The sequence below is a fragment of the Rhodococcus sp. ACPA4 genome, assembly GCF_002300185.1.
Taxonomy (GTDB): Bacteria; Actinomycetota; Actinomycetes; order Mycobacteriales; family Mycobacteriaceae; genus Rhodococcus_F; species Rhodococcus_F globerula.
In genome coordinates this window covers 3,469,614-3,490,083 of record NZ_NSDY01000001.1, presented here as the reverse complement: position 1 = coordinate 3,490,083, position 20,470 = coordinate 3,469,614, and the positions used below count along the sequence as shown (strand labels likewise).

The 20,470-nt window shown below is 62.5% G+C and carries 20 protein-coding genes; 7 read left to right on the top strand and 13 right to left on the bottom strand.

Annotated features, from left to right (window positions below; genetic code table 11):
• Positions 1 to 4 precede the first annotated feature (4 nt).
• Positions 5 to 562: a TIGR03086 family metal-binding protein gene (locus CJ178_RS15775; RefSeq protein ID WP_095887098.1), complete on the bottom strand. Its 558-nt coding sequence runs from the start codon at positions 560 to 562 to the stop codon at positions 5 to 7.
• An 81-nt stretch (positions 563 to 643) separates the two neighbouring features.
• Between CJ178_RS15775 and CJ178_RS15770 the strand changes: the two genes are divergently transcribed.
• On the top strand, positions 644 to 1,876 hold the full coding sequence (locus tag CJ178_RS15770; protein ID WP_095887097.1) for a winged helix-turn-helix domain-containing protein: 1,233 nt from the start codon (positions 644 to 646) through the stop codon (positions 1,874 to 1,876).
• Between the two features lie 50 nt (positions 1,877 to 1,926).
• Here CJ178_RS15770 and CJ178_RS15765 read toward each other — a convergent pair whose 3' ends face one another.
• Genes CJ178_RS15765 through echA20 form a run of 4 tightly spaced genes read right to left on the bottom strand, consistent with a single transcriptional unit; the run spans position 1,927 to position 5,413 of the window.
• A complete protein-coding gene (locus tag CJ178_RS15765; protein ID WP_033236657.1) occupies positions 1,927 to 2,988 on the bottom strand; it encodes an NAD(P)H-dependent flavin oxidoreductase in 1,062 nt (353 codons plus the stop codon).
• Entirely contained in the window at positions 2,985 to 3,740 is a 756-nt protein-coding gene (locus CJ178_RS15760) for a CoA-transferase subunit beta (protein ID WP_033236658.1), read from the bottom strand. Before CJ178_RS15760 ends, CJ178_RS15765 begins: the two co-directional genes overlap by 4 nt.
• On the bottom strand, positions 3,737 to 4,630 hold the full coding sequence (gene ipdA, locus CJ178_RS15755) for a cholesterol ring-cleaving hydrolase subunit IpdA (protein WP_033236659.1): 894 nt from the start codon (positions 4,628 to 4,630) through the stop codon (positions 3,737 to 3,739). The genes CJ178_RS15760 and ipdA overlap by 4 nt, the downstream gene beginning before the upstream one ends.
• A 6-nt stretch (positions 4,631 to 4,636) precedes the next feature.
• Positions 4,637 to 5,413 (bottom strand): (7aS)-7a-methyl-1,5-dioxo-2,3,5,6,7,7a-hexahydro-1H-indene-carboxyl-CoA hydrolase, encoded by a 777-nt coding sequence (gene echA20 / locus CJ178_RS15750; RefSeq protein WP_033236660.1) that lies wholly within the window; start codon positions 5,411 to 5,413, stop codon positions 4,637 to 4,639.
• Between the two features lie 102 nt (positions 5,414 to 5,515).
• On the opposite strand from echA20, the gene CJ178_RS15745 reads away from it, so the two are divergent.
• The gene (locus tag CJ178_RS15745) at positions 5,516 to 6,430 is read left to right on the top strand and encodes an SDR family oxidoreductase (protein ID WP_033236661.1); all 915 of its coding nucleotides are present in this window, start codon (positions 5,516 to 5,518) and stop codon (positions 6,428 to 6,430) included.
• Between the two features lie 66 nt (positions 6,431 to 6,496).
• Here CJ178_RS15745 and CJ178_RS15740 read toward each other — a convergent pair whose 3' ends face one another.
• The 7 genes from CJ178_RS15740 to CJ178_RS15710 form a co-directional block, all read right to left on the bottom strand.
• Positions 6,497 to 8,455 (bottom strand): M13 family metallopeptidase, encoded by a 1,959-nt coding sequence (locus CJ178_RS15740; RefSeq protein WP_045064883.1) that lies wholly within the window; start codon positions 8,453 to 8,455, stop codon positions 6,497 to 6,499.
• A gap of 140 nt (positions 8,456 to 8,595) precedes the next feature.
• On the bottom strand, positions 8,596 to 9,585 hold the full coding sequence (locus CJ178_RS15735; protein ID WP_095887096.1) for a protocatechuate dioxygenase: 990 nt from the start codon (positions 9,583 to 9,585) through the stop codon (positions 8,596 to 8,598).
• Positions 9,586 to 9,653: 68 nt separating this feature from the next.
• The gene (locus tag CJ178_RS15730) at positions 9,654 to 10,574 is read right to left on the bottom strand and encodes a PaaI family thioesterase (protein WP_045064878.1); all 921 of its coding nucleotides are present in this window, start codon (positions 10,572 to 10,574) and stop codon (positions 9,654 to 9,656) included.
• A 45-nt stretch (positions 10,575 to 10,619) separates the two neighbouring features.
• Positions 10,620 to 11,384, bottom strand: a complete 765-nt coding sequence (locus tag CJ178_RS15725) for a pirin family protein (RefSeq protein ID WP_045064876.1) — start codon at positions 11,382 to 11,384, stop codon at positions 10,620 to 10,622.
• A 28-nt stretch (positions 11,385 to 11,412) separates the two neighbouring features.
• Entirely contained in the window at positions 11,413 to 12,174 is a 762-nt protein-coding gene (locus tag CJ178_RS15720; RefSeq protein WP_045064874.1) for a pirin family protein, read from the bottom strand.
• A gap of 1 nt (position 12,175) precedes the next feature.
• Complete coding sequence (locus CJ178_RS15715) at positions 12,176 to 13,141, bottom strand: pirin family protein (RefSeq protein ID WP_095887095.1); 966 nt, start codon at positions 13,139 to 13,141, stop codon at positions 12,176 to 12,178.
• A gap of 100 nt (positions 13,142 to 13,241) precedes the next feature.
• A complete protein-coding gene (locus CJ178_RS15710; RefSeq protein ID WP_045064872.1) occupies positions 13,242 to 13,964 on the bottom strand; it encodes an IclR family transcriptional regulator in 723 nt (240 codons plus the stop codon).
• Positions 13,965 to 14,106: 142 nt separating this feature from the next.
• On the opposite strand from CJ178_RS15710, the gene CJ178_RS15705 reads away from it, so the two are divergent.
• From CJ178_RS15705 to CJ178_RS15685, 5 genes are read left to right on the top strand one after another with little or no spacing between them, the layout of a single operon-like run.
• The gene (locus CJ178_RS15705) at positions 14,107 to 14,547 is read left to right on the top strand and encodes a nuclear transport factor 2 family protein (protein ID WP_095888002.1); all 441 of its coding nucleotides are present in this window, start codon (positions 14,107 to 14,109) and stop codon (positions 14,545 to 14,547) included.
• 49 nt (positions 14,548 to 14,596) lie between these two features.
• On the top strand, positions 14,597 to 15,433 hold the full coding sequence (locus tag CJ178_RS15700; protein WP_033236669.1) for an SDR family NAD(P)-dependent oxidoreductase: 837 nt from the start codon (positions 14,597 to 14,599) through the stop codon (positions 15,431 to 15,433).
• Positions 15,426 to 16,208 carry an SDR family NAD(P)-dependent oxidoreductase gene (locus tag CJ178_RS15695; protein ID WP_033236670.1) on the top strand — a complete coding sequence of 261 codons (783 nt, stop codon included), beginning with the start codon at positions 15,426 to 15,428 and terminating at the stop codon, positions 16,206 to 16,208. Before CJ178_RS15700 ends, CJ178_RS15695 begins: the two co-directional genes overlap by 8 nt.
• Positions 16,205 to 17,662: an FAD-dependent oxidoreductase gene (locus CJ178_RS15690; RefSeq protein WP_095887094.1), complete on the top strand. Its 1,458-nt coding sequence runs from the start codon at positions 16,205 to 16,207 to the stop codon at positions 17,660 to 17,662. Before CJ178_RS15695 ends, CJ178_RS15690 begins: the two co-directional genes overlap by 4 nt.
• A gap of 44 nt (positions 17,663 to 17,706) precedes the next feature.
• Positions 17,707 to 19,041: an MFS transporter gene (locus CJ178_RS15685; RefSeq protein ID WP_033236672.1), complete on the top strand. Its 1,335-nt coding sequence runs from the start codon at positions 17,707 to 17,709 to the stop codon at positions 19,039 to 19,041.
• Positions 19,042 to 19,095: 54 nt separating this feature from the next.
• Here CJ178_RS15685 and CJ178_RS15680 read toward each other — a convergent pair whose 3' ends face one another.
• On the bottom strand, positions 19,096 to 20,463 hold the full coding sequence (locus tag CJ178_RS15680) for an aldehyde dehydrogenase family protein (protein ID WP_092803732.1): 1,368 nt from the start codon (positions 20,461 to 20,463) through the stop codon (positions 19,096 to 19,098).
• Positions 20,464 to 20,470 lie beyond the last annotated feature (7 nt).

Here is a 20,470-nt window from a genome sequence, read left to right as displayed (position 1 = left end):
TCCTTCAGCGCGGATCACGGCCGGTCAGTGCCATCAACTTGTCCTGCAGAGGCGAGTCCTCGGGAATCTCGACCGGGGCGGCAAACAAACCGCTTTCGGCCAGCATGTCGCGTTGACCGTCGAGGTCGGACCAGACGGCTTCGACGAGCGTCGGGTCCAATCGGTCGTCCGCACCAACGGCCCGCCCCAGGTCCCACGCGTGAATCGTGACGTCAGAGGTCTGCTGACGCAGATACGGCTCCATGTCCACCGTGCCGTAGGACAGATGAACCTGCGTATCGAGATTTGTCGACTTCCAGGCGTTGATCGCGGCTTCGGAGTACTTCTGCCATTCGGTCCACAGATCGTCGCCCACCGGAACGATGTCCGGCGTCGCTTCGCCCACGGTGAGCCCGGACAGCAGCGGCGGCACCCACTGTTGTTCCTCGATCACATGACGAACCAGGTGTTCCACCTGCCAGTCGGAATCGGGAGTGGGCGCAGTCCAGTCCTCGACCTGAGCGAGTCGTGAACCGAATTCACGGTGGGCAGTGAGCACAAGTTCGAGCCAGTCGAATTCCACACTCGAGGGTAACCCGATTTCGGCAGGCTCAATCGGGGTTCTCGAATTTGCTGTCGGTGGTGATGGCTAGTCTCCTCGAGTATGAGCGAAGTTGTGTCACCGGCCGCGGCGCGTCGCATTGCGCTTGCAGCTCAGGGGTTTGGCAAAGCGCATCCTGCAGCCGTGACACGACGCAATCTGATCGGGGTGATGGACCGCTTGCAGGTGCTCCAAATCGATTCGGTCAACGTATTCGAGCGCAGTCACTATCTGCCGATCTATGCGCGAATGGGTGCGTACGACAAGTCCAGACTCGATCAGCTCGCCTTTGCACCAGGATCGGGATACCTCGAATACTGGGGCCACGAAGCGACATTCCTACCCATCGACATGTGGCCGCTTTTTCGTTGGCGAATGGATCAGTTTCGGGCCAAGGCCCTCGCAGACAAGAACGGATGGGCGTCCGATCGGCTCGACTTTCTCGAGTGGTTGCGCAGCGAATTGCGGGACAACGGGCCGATGGCGGCGAGCGAGGTCGAGCACGACGCGAACACGCGGCGCGGACCCTGGTGGGGGTGGTCCGACGTGAAGGTCGGCCTGGAGACCCTGTTCCGATGGGGCGAGGTGGTATCGGCAGGTCGAACGGGGTTCGAACGTCGCTACGCACTCGCCGAGAACATGCTGCCGCCGGCGATACTCGACGCCAGGGTGGAGCGGCCGGACGCGATCCGTGAGCTTGTGCTGCGCGGAGTGCGGGCACACGGACTGGGCACTCTCGACGATATCGCCGACTACTTTCGACTCCCCAGCGCCGAGACACGAGTTGCACTGCGAGAGCTCGAAGACGCCGGCAGCGTGCGCCCCGCCTCCGTCGAAGGTTGGGAGCGTCGAGGAAAGCCGCGAGAGGTATGGATCGATCCTCAGGCCAAACGGCCAAGGACAATTCGGGCCGACGCTCTGTTGTCTCCCTTCGATCCGGTCGTATGGGCGCGTGATCGAGCGTTGCGGCTCTTCGACTTTCACTACCGGATCGAGATCTACACTCCCGCCCACAAGCGGGTCCACGGTTACTATGTCCTGCCGGTGCTGATCGACGACAAGATCTGTGCGCGAGTCGATCTCAAGAATGACCGTCAGAACCGTCAACTGATCGTGCGCTCCGCCTGGGCAGAACCCGACGCCGACGCAGATACTGCACCGCGCCTGGCGGCGCTGCTCCGACGAACCGCACTCTGGCAGGGCTGCGAGACCGTCGTGGTGGAGAACAAGGGAACGATGGCGGCGGAGTTGGCGGACGCGATGAGAGCTGTGCCCGACGCAGCTTTAACGCACTGAGTGCGCCTCCCCTGATATCGGGGGAGACGCACTCAGTGATTGCTACGTGTTCAGCGAAGAGCGGCCAGCGCGTCGATGCGCTTGACGGCGTCTTCCATGATGCTGTCGATCAGTTCCTTGCAGCTGGGCAGATCGTTGATCATGCCGACAACCTGACCCGACGCCAGGACGCCGGCTTCGGTGTTACCTTCCACCAGACCGGCTTTGAGCAACATCGGGGTATTGGCGGCCATGATGATCTGCATGATGGTGCGGTCGCCGGATCGCTTCATCGCGATTCCGTCCTTGGCGAGGGTTGACCACTTCATGCCGGTCATTGCCTTGAACTTCATGGCGTTCTTGGCGGCAGCGATCAAACCGGTTGCGTAGCTGGAACCTTCGAGACTGTTGACCAGGTCGGTGTTGAGCACGCGGTGCGGCATGCCGTCGACCTTGCGTGAAACCGTCGTATCCGTCAGTCCGCGCTTGAGGTATTCCTGCTTGACGGAATCCGGTACCGAGGAATCGCTCGTGAGCAGGAAACGCGTGCCCATCGCCACGCCGGCAGCGCCGTACGCGAGTGCAGCCGTCAGGCCGCGGCCGTCGAAGAAACCACCACCGGCGATAACCGGAATGTCGACGGCGTCGAGGACCGAGGGGAGCAGAAGGGTTGTTGCCACACCGCCGGTGTGACCGCCACCCTCGCCGCCCTGGACGACGACGGCGTCCGCGCCCCAGGACGCAACCTTCACGGCATGCTTTGCAGCACCGATGGACGGAACGACAACGATGCCGTTGTCCTTGAGCTTGGAGATCAGATCCTTCTTGGGAGCCAAGGCAAATGACGCAACCTTGACACCTTCGCGGATGAGCAGATCGATACGCTGCTTCGCGTCGGTGGCGTCGGCGCGCATGTTGACGCCGAAGGGCTTGTTCGTGAGCTGCTTCGTCTTCTTGATCGCGTGCTCGAGCTCGTCGTACGTCATCGTGGCCGAAGCCAGGATGCCCAGACCACCGGCGTTAGCCGTCGCCGACGTGAGAGCGGGACCGGAAACCCAGCCCATGCCTGTCTGCACGATCGGGTAGTCCACGCCGACCAGTTCGGTCAGCGCAGTCTTGAGGGTGGGGGTCATGCCGAGACCTCACGGTCCCGCAGGTTGCGCGGGTCGAGCGTCTCGCGAATGAGGTGGAGCTCTTCTACTGTGGGTTCGCGGGTGACGCCTGCCTCGGCGAGTCCGGCAACCTCGAACGAGGTGTTCTCGGCAACCTCTTCGGCCGTGACGCCGGGGTGAAGGCTCAACGCGCGGAAGGTGTTTCCCGGTCCGCCGAAGTCGAAGACACCGAGATTGGTGACAACGCGGGGGATGTTGAGGTACTTGTATGCCGGGTTCTCGGGATCGATCTGGTCGTAGCCGACGCCGCACACCACGTCGACCTTGTCGACGAACACTCGCTTGGAGTGCTTGGGGACGAAGTAGCTCGTGGCGTGGTTGATCGTGTTACCCGGAGCGCCGCGCACACCGAACATCTGACGCGACGGCTGCTGAAGCGGGCCGAACGCGGAGAGGTTCTGGTTACCGTGGCGATCGAGCTGGTTTGCGCCCATGACCACGTGGCGACGACCGGAAGCGACCACGTCGAACACCTTGCGGAACGGCATCCATCCTTCGATGGGGCCCTTCGTTCCCACTGCTGGGGTGTCCTCGAGGATGAGGGCTTCGCCGTCGGTGATCAGGAGATCAGGTTCGGTGGTCAGGCGGGCAAGGCGAGCGCCGATGGTCGATGACGTCGACATCGGGCTGGCCATGATTTCACCTGCGCCGGAGAAGATTTCGGCGCAAGCCAGGACTACGTACTCTGCGCGGGTGACGGTGGATTCGCTCATGACGCCTGCTCCTCTGCAAACTTCTTTACTGCGGCCTGGTAATCCTCTTCGCTGCCGGAGAGGAAGGTGTCGACAAATGCCTGCCACGACTCGGGGGTCTTTGCGGCTTCGGCGTAGTGACGCTGGAACTTCTCGTCGCGGCCGTAGCTCTCGCCGGCAAGGGTGAAGTGCGCGCCGTTCGGGGCCTCGACGACACCGTCGACCATCATGCGGTTGATCAGAAGATTCTGCAGCGGAACGGATTTGACCAGTTCCTCGGTTTCGACGATGCGTTCCACCGAGACGTAACGCTTCTCCGCTGCCATGCAGTACAGGTCGTCGAAGTACGGGTCGACGCCGTTGTATGCGGCATTGCCGTGCTTGTCGCCGAGGTTGAGGTGAACGAACGACGCGTCGAGGTTGAGCGCGGGCATCGCGATCAGGGTCTCGGAGCGGCCGTCGGCCTCGGGGTACGGGGAGGTGACGGTCTTGAGTTCGTCGCCCCAGAAGTTACGGACATCGGATCCCAGGCCTGCGCGGATCGGCAGGAAGGGGAGACGGGCAGCTGCAGCTTCGAGGCCGCACTTGACCATTCCCTCGTCCATTTCGCGGGACTCGATCTCACCGTTGGTGCGTGCCTTGGCAAACCACGGGTCGTAGAACGGAGCCGAGTCCAGGGACACGAAGCCGTAGTACGCCTTCTTGACCTTGCCGGCCGAGCACAGCAGGCCGAGATCCGGTCCACCGTACGTGACGACGGTCAGGTCCTTGATGTCCGAACGCAGGATCGCGCGCACGAAAGCCATCGGCTTGCGGCGAGATCCCCAGCCGCCCAATCCGATGGTCATTCCGGAGCGAAGCTCGCCGACAACCTCGTCGAGCGACATTGTCTTGTCACGCTTGCTAGCCATGATGTCTCAGCCTTCCTTCTGGGTTGCGTTCTCACGCGGCTTGCCGGTTGCGACGAACTCGTCGCGATGCTCGTCGGACACACCGAGCAGGTTGAGCTCGAAGGTGTATCCCTGCTCGAGGCGGTAGCTGCTCTTGACGTCGACGGGGTCGATGCCGTTGATGGCTTCCTTCGCGCACCGGATGATGCGGGTGTCCTTGGCGGCGATCTTGGCGGCGATCTCGCGGGCGCAATCGTCGAGCTTCTCGCGCGGGACGACGTCGTAGACGCTGCCGAACTGCTTGAGTGTGTGGGCGTCGACGCTCTGCGCCGTGTAGTACAGCGTGCGCATCATGTGCTGCGGTACCAGGCGAGCGAGGTGGGTGGCTGCGCCGAGTGCACCGCGGTCGACCTCAGGGAGGGAGAAGATCGCGTCGTCGGACGCGACGATGACGTCAGCGTTGCCGACCAGGCCGATGCCGCCGCCGACGCAGAAGCCGTTGACTGCCACGACAACCGGAACGGCGCAGTCGTAGACCGCGGCAAAAGCAGCAGCGCAACCGCGGTTGGCAGCAACCAGAGCGTCGTAGCCGTCGGTGGCCTGCATCTCCTTGATGTCGACGCCGGCGTTGAAACCACGGCCTTCGGCTCGCAGGATCACGACGTGGGTATTGAGGTCCTTACCTGCGGCAAGGATCGCGTCGGCGAGATCGAACCAACCCTGCGAGGGGATTGCATTGACCGGTGCGTAGTCGATGGTGACCGTGGTGATGCCGGTCCCGTCGGAGGAGGTGCTGATGCCCATAGCGGGTTTCCTTACGTCTGTGTACCAAACCAAGCGATTGCTTGGTAAGTTAGCACACAAGCGGAGCCGACAAGCCCGAGCAGAGTGCAATAGGAGATAAAAATGAGTGGATTGGTCGATGGACGCGTAGTCATCATCACCGGGGCAGGTCGCGGTATCGGACGCGCGCACGCACTGGCATTCGCGGCAGAGGGCGCCAAGGTTGTCGTCAACGACATCGGCGCAGGCGCGGACGGCTCCGCAACCGGCGAGAGCCCGGCCGAGCAGGTAGTCGCCGAAATCATCGCAGCCGGCGGCGAGGCCGTCGTCAACGGTGACGACGTCGCAGACTGGGCGGGTGCGGAAAACCTCATCAAGACCGCCATCGACAACTTCGGTCGCCTCGACGTGCTCGTCAACAACGCCGGCTTCCTGCGTGATCGCATGCTCGTCGGCATGAGCGAAGCCGAATGGGACGCCGTCACCCGCGTCCACCTCAAGGGTCACTTCGCGCCCCTGCGCCACGCGGCTGCCTACTGGCGCGCCGAGGCCAAGGCAGGCAACCCGATCGACGCACGCATCATCAACACCAGCTCGGGCGCCGGACTGCAGGGCTCCATCGGCCAGGGCAACTACGCCGCAGCCAAGGCCGGCATCGCCGAGATGACCATCCAGGCAGCAGCAGAGTTCAAGAATTACGGCGTCAGCGTCAACGCAATCGCGCCGTCCGCGCGTACCCGCATGACGGTCGGTGCCGGCGGCGCCATGGCCGAGATGATGGCAGCTCCGGAAGAGGGCTTCGACGCCATGGCTCCGGAGAACGTCTCACCGCTCGTCGTGTGGCTCGGTAGCGCCGAGTCCAAGGACGTCACGGGACGCGTCTTCGAGATCGAGGGCGGCAAGATCACCGTCGCAGAAGGATGGCGTCACGGCCCGAGCGAAGACAAGGGTGATCGCTGGGACCCGAAGGAAATCGGACCCGTCGTGGCATCGCTGTTGGAGAAGGCCGAGACCCCGACGCCGGTGTACGGAGCTTAGGGCCTTCGGCCCCGTGCGCCTTTTTGGTAGTGCGAACTACCAAAAAGGCGCACAGGGGCTTTGCCCCTACCAGATCTTTACGCGCTTTTCGGGCTCCAAATACAGTGCATCACCGGGCTTGACGTCGAACTCCTCGTGAAAGACATCGAGGTTGCGGACGACGCCGTTGCAGCGGAACTCCGGCGGTGAATGCGGGTCGACGGCGAGTCGACGCAGTGCCTCGGCCTCGCGCGCCTTGGTCCGCCACACCTGAGCCCAGCCGAAGAACACGCGCTGCAAACCGGTGAGGCCGTCGATGACGGGCGGTTCGGTGCCTTCGGTCGCGATCTTGTATGCCGCGATCGCGATGGACAGCCCACCCAGATCACCGATGTTCTCGCCGATCGTGAACTCGCCGTTGACATGATGACCCGGCAGTTCCTTGGGTTCGAATTCGTTGTACTGCTCGATCAAAGCTTTTGTGCGCTTGCCGAATTCGGTGCGATCGTCGTCGGTCCACCAGTCGACCATGTTGCCGTCGCCGTCGTACTTGGCGCCCTGATCGTCGAAACCGTGCCCGATCTCGTGACCGATAACAGCACCGATTCCGCCGTAGTTGGCGGCGTCGTCAGCGGCGGCGTCGAAGAACGGCGGCTGCAAAATTGCTGCGGGGAACACGATTTCGTTCATACCCGGGTTGTAGTACGCGTTAACCGTCTGAGGGGTCATGAACCACTCGTCGCGGTCGACGGGGCCGCCCAGCTTTGCGAGATCGCGGTCGTATTCCGCGGCGTATCCGCGGCGGTAGTTGCCGACGACGTCCGTAGCCGAGATCTCGAGACCCGAGTAGTCACGCCACTTGTCGGGGTAGCCGATCTTGGGAGTGAACTTGTCCAGCTTGGCCAGTGCGGCCTTGCGGGTATCCGGACTCATCCACTCGAGTTCGGAGATGTTGCGGCGGTAGGCTTCCTGCAGATTGCCGACCAACTCCAGCATGCGAACCTTGGCCTCGGCCGGGAAATGACGCTCCACGTACAGCTTGCCGACGGCCTCGCCGAGCAGGTCTTGGACCAGGCCGACGCCACGCTTCCAGCGCTCACGGTTCTCCTCGGTGCCCGAGAGCGCGGTGCCGTAGAACGCGAAGTTCTCGTCCACCAACGAGGAATGCAGGTACGGAGCGCGCGCATGGATGACTTTCCAGGCAGCCCATGCCTTCCAGTCGTCGAGTTCTTCCGACGCCCACAGTGCGGTGAAGGTGTGCAGGAATCCGGGCTGGCGAACCACGATTTCCGAGAACTTCTCGGACGTCGTTCCCAAGCCGGACAGCCAAGCAGCCCAATCCAATCCGGGGTTCTGCTCGGTGAGCTCCTCGAATTCGACGAGGTTGTAGCTCAACTCGGCGTCACGACGCTTCACGACGTCCCAGTGCCCGGCCGCGATCTTCTTCTCGAGGTCGAATACCCGCTGCGCCTCGTAGCCGAGTCCGGCGAGGTTGAACATCTTCTCGACGTGGGCGACGAACTTGTCGCGAATTTCGGCGTAGTTGTCTTCGCGGTAGTACGACTCGTCGGGAAGGCTGATACCCGACTGACTGAAGTGAATGAGGTAGCGCTCGGAGTTCTTGGCGTCGGTGTCGACGTAGTGCGCGATGGCGCCGCCGACACCCGTGCGCTGATGGCGTCCGATCACGGTAGCCAGCGAAGAACGATCGGCCGCGTCCGCAATTGCGTCGAGTTCGTCGTCGATCGGGGTGAGACCGGCAGCCTCGATAGCGTCGGCATCCATGAAACTCGAGTACAGATCGCCGATGCGTTGGGCATCGGTACCGGACTCCGGTGACGACGCGGAAGCCTCGGTGATGATGGTCTGCACATCTTCCTCGGCCTTGTCGTACAGCGTGCGGAAAGCGCCGTCGACTGCGCGGTCTGCGGGAATCTCGTATTCGGCGAGCCATTTCCCGTTGACATGGACGAACAGGTCGTCCTGCGCGCGGGTCTCGCTGTCTAGGTGGGTGAGGTCGATGCCTGAGCGATGAGCCGTGGTCATTTCTCCATCCTTACACGATCACCACAATCCGCTCAGTCGTTATCGTGAGCCGTTCAGTGCTCGGGCGATCTGCGTCACCACAAGTTCGGGTGTGAGCGTCAATTGATGCCAACTGAACCGCCCGCTTCCGGTGATCGGGTTCAGGCGTCGATACCCAGATTGATGACGGCGAGGTATGACCCGTCCGACTGCTTTTCGACGGTCATCATGCCGGTGTCGGAGAAGATGTTGTCGTTGGAATTGTTGGTGTTGTTCTCACGGCCCGTGTGCTCGCTGTACGGGCTGACGGAATACACCTCGTCGAGAAGGGTCTCCTCGAAGAAGGTCTGCGTGGTGAGGACAGTCTTCTTGTCGATGTGAACCTTGACATGGATGTGCGTGGTGCGGCCCATGTACCAGCCCGGGAAAATGGTGGTGAACTGCGCGATGCCGTTTGCGTCCGTGGTCTGGGCGCCACGCAGGTAGGTGCCGTCGTCGGTGGTGGTGGCTTCGCTGTCACCGACGCTGTACGAGCCGTCGGAAGTTTCGCCGGAGCCGCCCATAGAACCCATGTCGCCGCCCATACCGCCGCCGGGTGCGCCCGACGGCGGCTGACCCATTCCGCCTGCCGGGGGTTCGCCCATGCCACCGGACGGAGGCGTTCCATCGCCGCCGCCACCGTTTGCGCTCAGTGAACCGGACTCGAAGCCGGAGTACACGCCGCCTGCGTCGCAGTGCCAGATTTCGACGACGGCGTTGCTGACGGCGCCGATGGTGCCGTCGGCGTTGCAGATGCTGTTGTCCTGCACCCGCAGTGCGACCTGGAGGGTGGTGCCTGGTCGATCTTCGCGGATATCACTGCGGATGGAGTCGACGTCGAACCAGTACGGGCCCTGAGTTTCTTCCTCGCTCATGACGCACTGTGGTGCCTTGGCGAGCAGCGCGGTGACAGCGTCGCCGGAGGTAGCCGAGGCAGCAGCGGCGCCGGTGCCGGCGGTGGTCGTGGAGGCCGCAGCGGTGGACGTCGTGGTCGAGCTGCCGCTGTTGCCGGAACATGCGGCGATGAGTCCGCCGAGGCTGATGGTGCCGCCGAGCGCCAGTGCTCGTCTGCGACTCACTCGTTGCCGACTGGCTTCGATGTCTTTGTTCACGCGTCTACCTCCATTGATCTGGGCTGTTGAATCAATGGTGGCCGAGCGGTCTGGCGCGGGGCTGGTTATCAGCTGTGAACTTGCTGGGAGATCATCTGGACGCTCGAGGTGGCGCGGATGTAGACCTGACCGGTGTTGTCCACGATGCGCGATTCGATGAGTGCGAGCCTACGTCCGGCGCGGATCACGTTGGCTTCGCCGCGCATGACGGGACCACCGATGGCGGGTGAGCGCAGGAAGTCGATCTTGTGATCGAGGACGCGGTAATCCTGTTCGGCGGTAGTCAGGGTTTGCGCGGCGAGCCCGGTGATGGCGTCGGTGGCGGAGATGAGTACACCGCCCTGTACTGCGCCGAGCGGGTTGGCCATCCATTCGACCGGCGCAAGTTCGCCGACGACAGCGCCTGGCGTTACCTCGGTCAGCGTGAGGTCGAGGAGTCCGGCGAGCGGTCCACGCTTGATAGTTCCGGCCAGGATTCCTTCGACGACGTCGGATCCGCTCAGTCCACTCAGGTCACTGACTTCTTCGGGAACCGGCACATCGAGGGCAGGGCCGGCGATGTAGTCGTCGGGTGCAACGACGGGTGGCCGCGAGACAATCATGGCGCGCCCGGCCATCACTGCCAGAAGTGTGCTGTCGTCACCGCGTAGTTGTCCCGACGCCAGTCCAACTCCGTCGTCGAGGTGCACGAGTGCACCGGTGGCTCCGACTGTTCCCGTCGACGGGATATCGGCGGCCGCACTGACCGTGACCTGTGCGAGCACCGACTGGTGACCCGAAGTGAGCCCCGAGTACACAGCCCCACCCATGGCGCCGTCGATCATGACGCCGAGCGATCCGAGCACTGTGCGTCCGCGGTGGTCGTGGAAGCGGTCCCCGATTGTCTGCGCGAAGCTGAGATCGCCAGGAGTGATCGCTACTGCGCGTACATCCATCAAGGTGTTGAGGGGATCAAGTTTGACGGTGGGCGCGGAGTTGTCGATGCTCATGTACCGAGTATCGCCCGTACCGGAGATGGGACCGGTCGCCGGGTCTCAGCCACCGATACGTGCGTGCATTTCCCAGACCAGCACTTCGGCACCGGTTTCGGAGGTGACGAGTTGTCCGCCGGAGTCGCTCATGCGTACGGCATCACCTTCGTAGAGGGTGCCGGTGCCCTCCATATCTGCGGTCCCTTCGGCCACGAAAACGTGGAGGAACGGGGCGTTCGGCAGGGTCACGCTTGTGCCGGGGAGAATTCGCGCCACGTGCAGTGCCGCGTACTTGTTGTTGATGCGGATAGCCGAATGATCTTTGTAGCGATCCATTCCGGAGGCGACGGGTATGAGTCCGCCGCGTAGGAGTTCGTCGTCGATTTCGAGTTGTTCGTATCCGGGAGTCAGTCCACCCTCGTCGGGCGCAACCCACATCTGGATGAAGTGCACCGGATCGGAGTGCTCTTGGCCGCCCAGACGCCACGAGTCGTTCTTCTCGCTGTGCATGATCCCGGTGCCTGCGCTCATCCGTTGCGCGAGTCCGGGATAGATGACACCGGAGTGCCCGATGGAGTCTTGGTGAACGAGCGAACCGCGCAGCACCCAGGTAACGATTTCCATGTCCTTGTGCGGATGGGTGTCGAATCCGGTACCCGCGAGCACGGTGTCGTCGTTGTTGACGAGGAGCAGGCCGTGGTGAGTGTTGTCGGGGTCGTAGTGCTGCCCGAACGAGAAGGAATGCTTCGAATCAAGCCAGGAGATGCGGGATTTCAGGCGATCACCGCTGCGGTGGACGTCGATGTGCGGGGTTGTGAGCGCCGACATGGCGTTCCTCCTTTGGGGCCGAATGCTTTCAGCGTACGAGATGGGGCCGCAGTCCGGCGTGCATCTCCCAGATCAGAACTTCTGCGGGTTCCGCGGCGGTGACTCGATGTCCGCCGGTTTCCTTGAGTCGCAACGAATCTCCGGTCGAGAGAGTGTCGACGCCCTCGACTGTGACGGAGCCCTGCGGGATGTAGGCGTGAACATACGGGGCGTCCGGCAGGGTTATCGTCTGACCGATGTCGAGGCGTGCAACGTGCAGCGCCGCAAACTTGTTGTGAAGCGTGATCGCGCTGTGATCGCGATGCGCGGGCATTCCCGACGCCAAGGTGATCAAGCCACCGGCGTCGAGTTCGGTATTGACGTCGAGTTCCTGATAGCTCGGAGTGATCCCGGATTCGTCTGGCGGAATCCACATTTGGACGACGTGGACCGGTTCTGTATGGCGGGTACCGTCGGCGCGCCGGGTGTCGTTACGCTCGGAATGCAGAATCCCGGTTCCGGCGCTCATTCGTTGCGCGAGGCCGCGATGAATTTCGCCGGTGTGCCCAGCTGAATCCTGGTGGACCAGGGAACCGCTGAGCACCCACGTCACGATCTCGGTATCGAGGTGTTGATGGGTGTCGAAACCGGAGCCGGCTTCGACGATGTCGTCGTTGTTGACCAGAAGTAGTCCGTGCGCGTAAGCGGCGTGGTCGAAGTTACCGGCGAAGGGGAAGCTGTGACGGGACGTGAGCCAGCCGTAGTTCAGGTGCGCACGTTCATGCGCACGCTGAACTACTACCGATTTCATGTCAGCTCAGAGTTTCGTGGGCTGCCGGGATGGAACCGAGGCGTCCGGCCTGGAAGTCCTCGAATGCCTGCATGACCTCGGACTTCGTGTTCATGACAAACGGTCCGGCCATGGCGATGGGCTCGCGGATCGGCTTGCCGCCGAGGATGAAGACCTCGAGCGATTCGGTCCGGGAATCCTGATGATCGGATGCGGCGATGGTGATGGAGTCGCCGCGTCCGTACACGGCGGTCTGGCCTGCGCGGATCGGCCGACGCTCTGCGCCGACGGTTCCCTCACCGGCAAGAACATAGGCGATGGCGTTGAACTCGGGGTTCCACGGCAACGTGACGCTGGCGCCAGGTGCGATGGTCGTGTGGGACAACGCGATGGGCGTGTACGTCGATCCCGGTCCGGCGTGGCCGGCGATCTCGCCTGCGATGACGCGTACCAATGCGCCGCCGTCGTGCGACGAGAGCAGAGCGACCTTGTTTCCGGTGATGTCCTGGTACCGCGGCGCTGCCATCTTGTTGTCTCGGGGGAGGTTCACCCACAGTTGGACGCCGTGGAAGAGGCCGCCGCTGACAACGAGGTGCTCCGGGGGAGTCTCGATGTGGAGGATGCCGCCACCTGCGGTCATCCACTGGGTGTCACCGCCGCCGATAATGCCGCCGCCGCCGTTGGAGTCCTGGTGCTCCATGATGCCGTCGATCATGTAGGTGACGGTTTCGAAGCCGCGGTGCGGGTGCCAGGGCGTGCCCTTGGGTTCTCCGGGGGCGTAGTTGACCTCACCCATCTGGTCCATGTGGATGAACGGGTCGAGTGCTGAGAGATCGATGCCCGCGAATGCGCGGTGTACGGGGAAGCCTTCGCCTTCGTAGCCGACGGGAGCGGTGGTGATGCTCTTGACGGGACGGCTGACTGCGGACGCTGCAGGCTCGTCGAGCCGGGGCAGGGCCAAAATATTCTCGACTGTCACAGCAGGCATGTCGTAACTCCTTGCACTCAGGTAGTTGATTGTTCAACTATCTCATGCTGACTCAACAATGTCGAGCCTGCGATATTCCCGAGGCTCGACATTGCGGCGATCAGCGCAACAAGCTTCCCAGTTTTTGTGCGGCGGCGATAACCTCCGCGCCGAGTGCGTCTTGGTCATCGGCGTGGAAAGCGGAGATTCCGATACTGGTGATGGCGTCGCCGCGGCGTCCGGGAACTGCCGCCGATATGCCGTGGACGGAAGGGGTGATCTCGCCGATCGTCGACGCGTAACCGCGCGCACGGGCAATACGCACTTCGTCTCGTTCACCGTCGACGGGTGGGAGTGAGGCCAGCATGGACAGGCCGGCGGAGCCGCGGTCGATCGGATCGACCTGGCCGGGACGGAAGGCGACGTGCATTCGGGCGCTGCGTGGCTCGACGACCATCAGTGCGCGAACTTCGGTCTCGCTCTCGCGGACCACGAGGTGGGCCGTCGCTTCGGTGGCGTCGGCAAGTTCTTCGAGGATCGGGCGGGCGAGGGTTCGTAAATCCTGCTCCACCGGTTCGGCGAGGGTGACCAGTCCTGCGCCGAGTGTGACGCGTTTGAAAGTGTCCTTGCGGCACAAGTGATGTGCCTCGAGAGTCCGGATGAGTCGGTGCGCGACCGTGCGGTGAACTCCGATGCCGTCGGCGATGTCTGTGACCGACAACCCGTGCGGATAGGAGGTGAGGAGCTCCAGAATCTCGAGTCCGTGATGGAGAGTTTTCGACATGCCGGAGTCCACTTGAACTGGACTTATTCGGGGTCGATGGTCATCACTGAGTTCGCGCATCGAGTTCGCTCCTTGACGTTTGTGAGGTGGGCCACCTACGCTTTGTTCATATCGCACGGCCTGTGCGATTATCGCACACATTCGACAGGTGGGCAACCCTTCAGGGGAGTCCAGCGCAGTGTTTTCCGGAGAGAACATCCTCATGACTGACTACCGCGGAGTGGCGGCCGGCGACGTTGCCGCAATCCACCAGTTGTATGCATTGCAGAGTCATCTCATCGACTCCGGGCATCAACGGGATTGGGCGGCAACATTTACGACTGACGGTGAGTTCCATTCGCCCAGCTATCCGGAACCGGTAGTCGGTTCTTCGGATCTCGAAGCTTTTGCCGGCCGGTTCTACTCCGGAGCCGAAGCGGCGGACGAGGTTCATCGGCACGTGATCACCAACTTGTTGGTGGAAACGGCAGTCGAAGCCGAGTTGACGGTGCGCGGCTATCTGCAGATCGTCGCGACCAAGCGCGGTGGGGACACGCGATTGGTTCGGATGACAACGATCACGGATCGAGTGATTCGAGTCGGTGACGAGTGGAAGATCGCCCGCCGCATCGTGTCCCGCGACGACGCGCCACGCAATCCCTAACCGTCTTTCACGTTTGTGCACAACAGAATTCAGTAGGAGACCAAATATCATGACCGTTAACGCCGATCAGACGAACCCGGGCCGCACCGTTGCCACGCAAATGTCGGCGGTGTACCCGGAGTTGGCAGGCAAGGTTGCCGTAGTGACCGGCGCTGCCCAGGGAATGGGTGCGACGTTCGCGGAAGGTCTGGCGTCACGCGGAGTCAACGTAGTCGGTGCAGACATCAACGAAGAGCAGATGCTGGAAACTGCCCAGACAATCAATGCTGCACTGAGCGCAAACTCCTTGGCGGACAAGCCCGGCCGTGTGATCGGTGCCCGCGTCGACGTCACCAAGCCCGACGATCACGAGACGCTGGCCAAGCTGGCACTCGCGGAGTTCGGACAGGTCGACTTCTGGATCAACAACGCCGGTATCTTCCCGTTTGCGCTGGCCGAGGAGATCACACCCGAGCAGATCGGTGCGACGTTGAGCGTCAACGTCGAAGGCGTCCTGTACGGCGCTCAGGCCGCCGCTCGCCACATGAAGCCCGGTGGTGCCATCGTGAACATGTCCTCGGTGTCCGCTCTGCGCGTCCGTAAGGGCCGTGGTGCGTATTGCACGTCGAAGGCAGCCGTCGCGCACCTCACCGAATCTCTCGCAGTCGAATTCGGCGACAAGGGACTTCGTGTCAACTCCATAGCGCCCGGGTACATCGACACCGCCATGACCAAATGGGTCCAGGAAGATCCGGCCGCACTGGCCAAGGCTCTCGACGCTGTTCCGCTGCACCGGTTGGGTTCCCCGGAAGAGGTATTCGGCCCGGTGCTGTTCCTGCTCTCGGACAGCGCGCGTTACGTCACCGGTCACAGCATTGCCGTCGACGGCGGTTCGCGACATGTCTGATCGCACGAATTATCCTGGTGTCGTTCTGGTTACGGGTGGTGCCGGAGGCATGGGAGCACACCACTCGCGCACGCTGGCGGCTCGTGGTTCCCACGTGTGCATCGCGGATGTGGCGGATTCCTCCGCTCTGGTCGAGGAGATCATCTCAGGTGGAGGTTCGGCGTCCGCGCATTCGCTCGATGTCACCGACCCCTCCGCGTGGGCGCGAGTTGTCGACGAAATCCGCTCTGCGCACGGTGAACTGGGCGGGCTGATCAATAATGCCGGTATCTCTCGGCGGCTCGAATTCATGGACACCCCTGATGACATCTGGGAACTGACCATGAAGATCAACCTCTTCGGGCCGTTTTACGGCATGAAGGCGGTGGCTCCGTTGATGCAGGAGAGCGGAGGCGGATCCATCGTCAACATCTCGTCCATCGCCGGTCAGGTCGGATACTTCTCACCGGCCTACTCCTCGAGCAAATGGGGCCTGACCGGGCTGTCGAAATCAGCGGCAGGCAACTTTGCGCAGTGGGGAATTCGTGTCAACTCGGTGCACCCGGGTCTGGTCGGTACGGACTTGCTCGGTGGAGCAAGCGATTTTGTTGCCGCGTCACTGAAGTCGGTTCCCTTCGGGCGCATGGCAACTCTGGACGAGATCACCGAGGCCGTTCTGTTCCTGCTGTCCGACAAGTCGACCTACACGAGTGGAACCGAAATCACTGTGGACGGCGGACTGGTCTCGAACGGCTTGTACCACCGCATCATTGCGGAGACTGGAGAACTTTCGTGAGTGATCACTGGGATGTTGTTGTCATCGGCGGCGGCGGAGCGGGACTCGCAGCTGCGGTATCGGCAGCCGAAGAGGGCGCTTCCGTGCTGCTGTTCGAATCCGAGACCGAACTTGGCGGCTCCACAGCACTTTCCGCCGGCATCTTCACGGCTGCCGGCACCAGCGTGCAGTCCGGCCTGGGTATCGACGACACCGCGGAGAAGTTCTTCCAGCACTACATGGATCTCAACCAGTGGGTGCTTGCACCCGGATTGATTCGTGCGTTCTGCGAGAACGCCGCACCGACGCTCGAGTGGCTCATCGGCCTCGGCGTCGAGATCCCGGCCGCGATCTCGGGTAACGCCCATCAGCCGGGGCTGGCACAGGCCGGAGTCGAAGATGTCTGGCGTGGCCACGTTCCGAAAGACCAGGGATACGGTCTGATTCAGGTACTGGACAAGGCTCGGCGCAAGCACGGCATCGAAGTTATCTTCGGCACGCGGGTGCAGAAGCTGATCGAGGAAGACGGTCGGGTTGTCGGCGTAGTTGCCGACGACATCGAGGTTCCTGCAGGTGCCGTCGTCGTTGCTTCCGGTGGTTTTGCTCAGGATCCGGCTCTGGTCGATCGCTATTTCCCCGACGCCAACAAAGCTGAAGAATCGTTGTTCGTCGTTGCCGCCGACGGCAGCCGCGGCGACCACCTGCGGTTCGCTCAGGATCTCGGCGCGTCGGTTGCCGGTGACGGCTGGGGCCTCATCATGCCGACCGTCTACTTCCAGCGGTTCCATCACTGGCAGTCCGGGTTTCCGCCGAAGTCCCGCGTCAACGTCAATCAGAACGGTCGGCGTTTTATGGACGAGGACGCGTCGTACGCGGTCTCGACGGGCATCATCGACCAGCAGGGCGGCTACGGCTGGATGATCTTCGACGAGGACGCCCGAGTGAATCAGACTCCCGGTTATGCAGACTGGAACCCCGAGCGCGTCGCCGAAGAAGCTGCTGCCGGTCGCACACTTCGAGCCGACACGGTCGAGGAACTCGCCGAACTGATCGGCGTTCCGGCGCAGACATTGACGGCAACGGTAGATCGTTGGAACGAGCAATTGCCCAACGGATACGACGACGACTTCTTGCGTCACCGCACGTTGCGAAACAAAGGTGCGGTCGGCAATCCGGACCGGATCGGCACCGCACCGTTCTACGCGGCAAAGATCCTTCCCGCCGAACTGGTGTGTACACACGCCGGTCTGGAAATCAACAGCAGTGCAGCAGTTCTCGGAAAAACCGGTGTTCCGATCGAGGGACTTTACGCCGCCGGCGAGGCCGGTGCCGGCATTCTGGGACTGCGCTACGTGGGCGGTGGCAACGCGGTTGCAAACGCTCTGACCATGGGTCGTATTGCGGGACGCAATGCGGCGAGTTTCACGAAGACCGACGCCGCGGGCGTACCGGTCAATTCCATTGCGCACGCCTGACGTCTATCGTTTGCGCTGCACGACTTCAGTCAGTAGGGACCAACATGTCAGAGAATGAGACCATGGCGCGCGCCGAGGGCGGCGTCGAAGACAGTGGCACTCCAGCCGAACGCCAGTCCACCGTCAAGGTGATTCGCGCGGCCATCGTCGGTACCGTCGTCGAGTACTACGACTTCGGTATCTACGGATACATGGCAACCACCATCGCCGCGCTGTTCTTCGTGTCCTCCGATCCGAATGCGGCGCTGCTCGGTACTTTCGCGGCGTTTGCCGTGGCCTTCTTCCTCCGTGTTCCCGGCGGAATCTTCTTCGGTCATATCGGCGACCGGTACGGCCGTAAGAACGCGCTGTCGTGGACCATCTTGCTGATGGTTATCGCCACCGCCGGTATGGGTCTGCTACCGACCTATGCCACGTTGGGCATGTGGGCGACATCGATCCTGGTGTTGGCTCGTTGCCTTCAAGGCTTCGCAGCCGGCGGTGAGCTCGGCGGTGCCAACGCATTTGTCTCCGAGTCCGCTCCGGCGCGGTGGCGTGCGACCCAGACGTCGATGGTCAACACCGGAACCTACCTGGGCTCTCTCGCGGCTTCGCTGATCGCACTCGGCCTCACGTCGGTGTTCTCCGAAGAACAGGTCCTCGAATGGGCATGGCGTCTGCCGTTCCTGCTCAGCCTGCTGATCGGTGGTATCGGTATCTGGATCCGTAGCCAGATGGAAGACACCCCGCAGTTCGAGGAGCTCCAGGAAAAGGGTGAGACCGAGTCCCTCCCGATCAAGGAACTGCTGCGCAGTTCAGGTGGCAGCGTCGTCAAGATCATCCTTCTCGGAGCGCTCATCACCGGCGGCTACTACATCGCTTCGGTGTACGCCGCGACGTACCTCCAGACTGCCGGCGGACACTCCAAGCAGGTTGCATTCCTGTCCACGTCGCTCGCCCTGGTGCTCGGCGTGATCACACTCCCCATCGCGGGTTACATGGCCGACAAGTACGGACGTCGTCCGGTGCTGTTTGCCGGTAGTGCCGCGTCGGTGGTCCTGGGCGTCCCGATGTTCATGCTGATGGCGAGTTCGGGCACGTGGGCTGCAGTGGCCGGTCAGTCGGTTCTGTTCATCTGCGTCTCCGTAGTCAACGGTGCGTCGTACGTGACGTACGTCGAGATGCTCAAGGCGTCAGTGCGATACAGCGGCCTCGCCTTGGGTAACAACGTCACCAACATGCTTCTCGGTGGTACCGCACCGTTCATCGCGACGTACCTGATCAGCGTGACCGACAACAATCTGGCGCCGGCCGGCTACTTCGTGTTCTGCGCCCTGATCACATTTGTCACGGTGTTCTTCGTGAAGGAAACCAAGGGCGTCGCGCTGCAGATCGACTGAGCCCTGCTGTGCGCCTTTGTTAACCGCGGGCGGTTGACAAAGGCGCACAGTGCGTTACAGTTTTACACTCACCACGCGGGTTTCCAGGAAATCGTGGACCCCGGCTTCGCCACCCTCCCGGCCGAAGCCACTGCTCTTCACTCCGCCGAAGGGAAGTTCGACTTCGAGGGCATTGTGGGTATTGACCCACACCTGACCGGCATCGATCTGTTCGGCGACCTCGACTGCGGCGGCTTGTTCTCCCCAGACAGATGCACCGAGTCCGAACTCCTGACTGTTCAGGAGGGAGACAACGTCGTCGACGTTGGTGTAGGCCACGACGGGGAATGCCAAACCGAACTGCTCGAACTTGACGATGTCGCTGGAGTCGTCCACACCGCGCACCAAAGCGGGTTCCATGAAATACCCGGGCAGAGTGGTGATTCGATTTCCGCCGGTGATGTCTGCGCCGTCAGCTCTGGCCTTGTCGAGCAGGCCCTGCACGTACTCGAGTTGCGCAGAATTGTGCAGGGGACCGACCGTGGTGCCGGCTGCGGCCCCGTCGCCCACCACCATTGTCGACATGACCGCTTCGAACGTGGCGCAGAAGGCGTCGACCTTGTCGGCGGGCACGTACGCGCGCTTGGGGGCGATGCACATCTGCCCGCTGTTGAAGAAGGCGGAGTGCGCCAAAAATCCTGCGGCGTAATTGATATCTGCGCTGTCGAGGAGGATCGCGGGATCGTTGCCACCAAGCTCGAGGGTGACCGGCGTGATCGTTTCGGCGGCCTGCTTCATGATCGCCTTGCCAACCCCCGTTGAACCGGTGAACGAGACCTTGCGCACGGCAGCGTGTTCGATCAACGCCTTGCCGGTATCCGGTCCGCCGTAGACGATGTCGAGTACGCCCTCGGGAAGAATGCTTTGCAGGATGCGGACAACCTCACCGACTACCAGCGACACCGACTCGGCAGGTTTGACCAGGACTGTGTTTCCTGCGGCCAGTGCGGGCGCAATCTTGGCCATCATGAGGAAGATCGGGAAGTTCCACGGCACGATAGCCGCAACGACGCCCAACGGGCGGTGCTGAATTCGAGCGTCGCGTATCGGCGATGCCGGAGCTTGCGATTCGTCCGCCCAGTCGAGGCGGGCGAAGTGTGCGAGGCAGCGGGCCGAGATCCAGACTTCGCCGCTCGAATCGGTGAGCGACTTACCCTGCTCCGCGGTGAGTAGGGCGGAGATCGCCGGGGACTGCCGCATCAATTCGTAGGAACAAGCAGCGAGTAGACCCTGCCGGGTGCTCCGCGACGTTCGCCAGGACTGGAAGGCGGACTGGGCGGCAACAGCTTTCGCGTCGAGCTCGGCCGGCGTGGTGACGGCGGTGCGCCCCACTTCTTCGAGAGTCGCCGGATTGATCGAGATCAGTTCGTTGTCGGTGCTCATAGTGGTT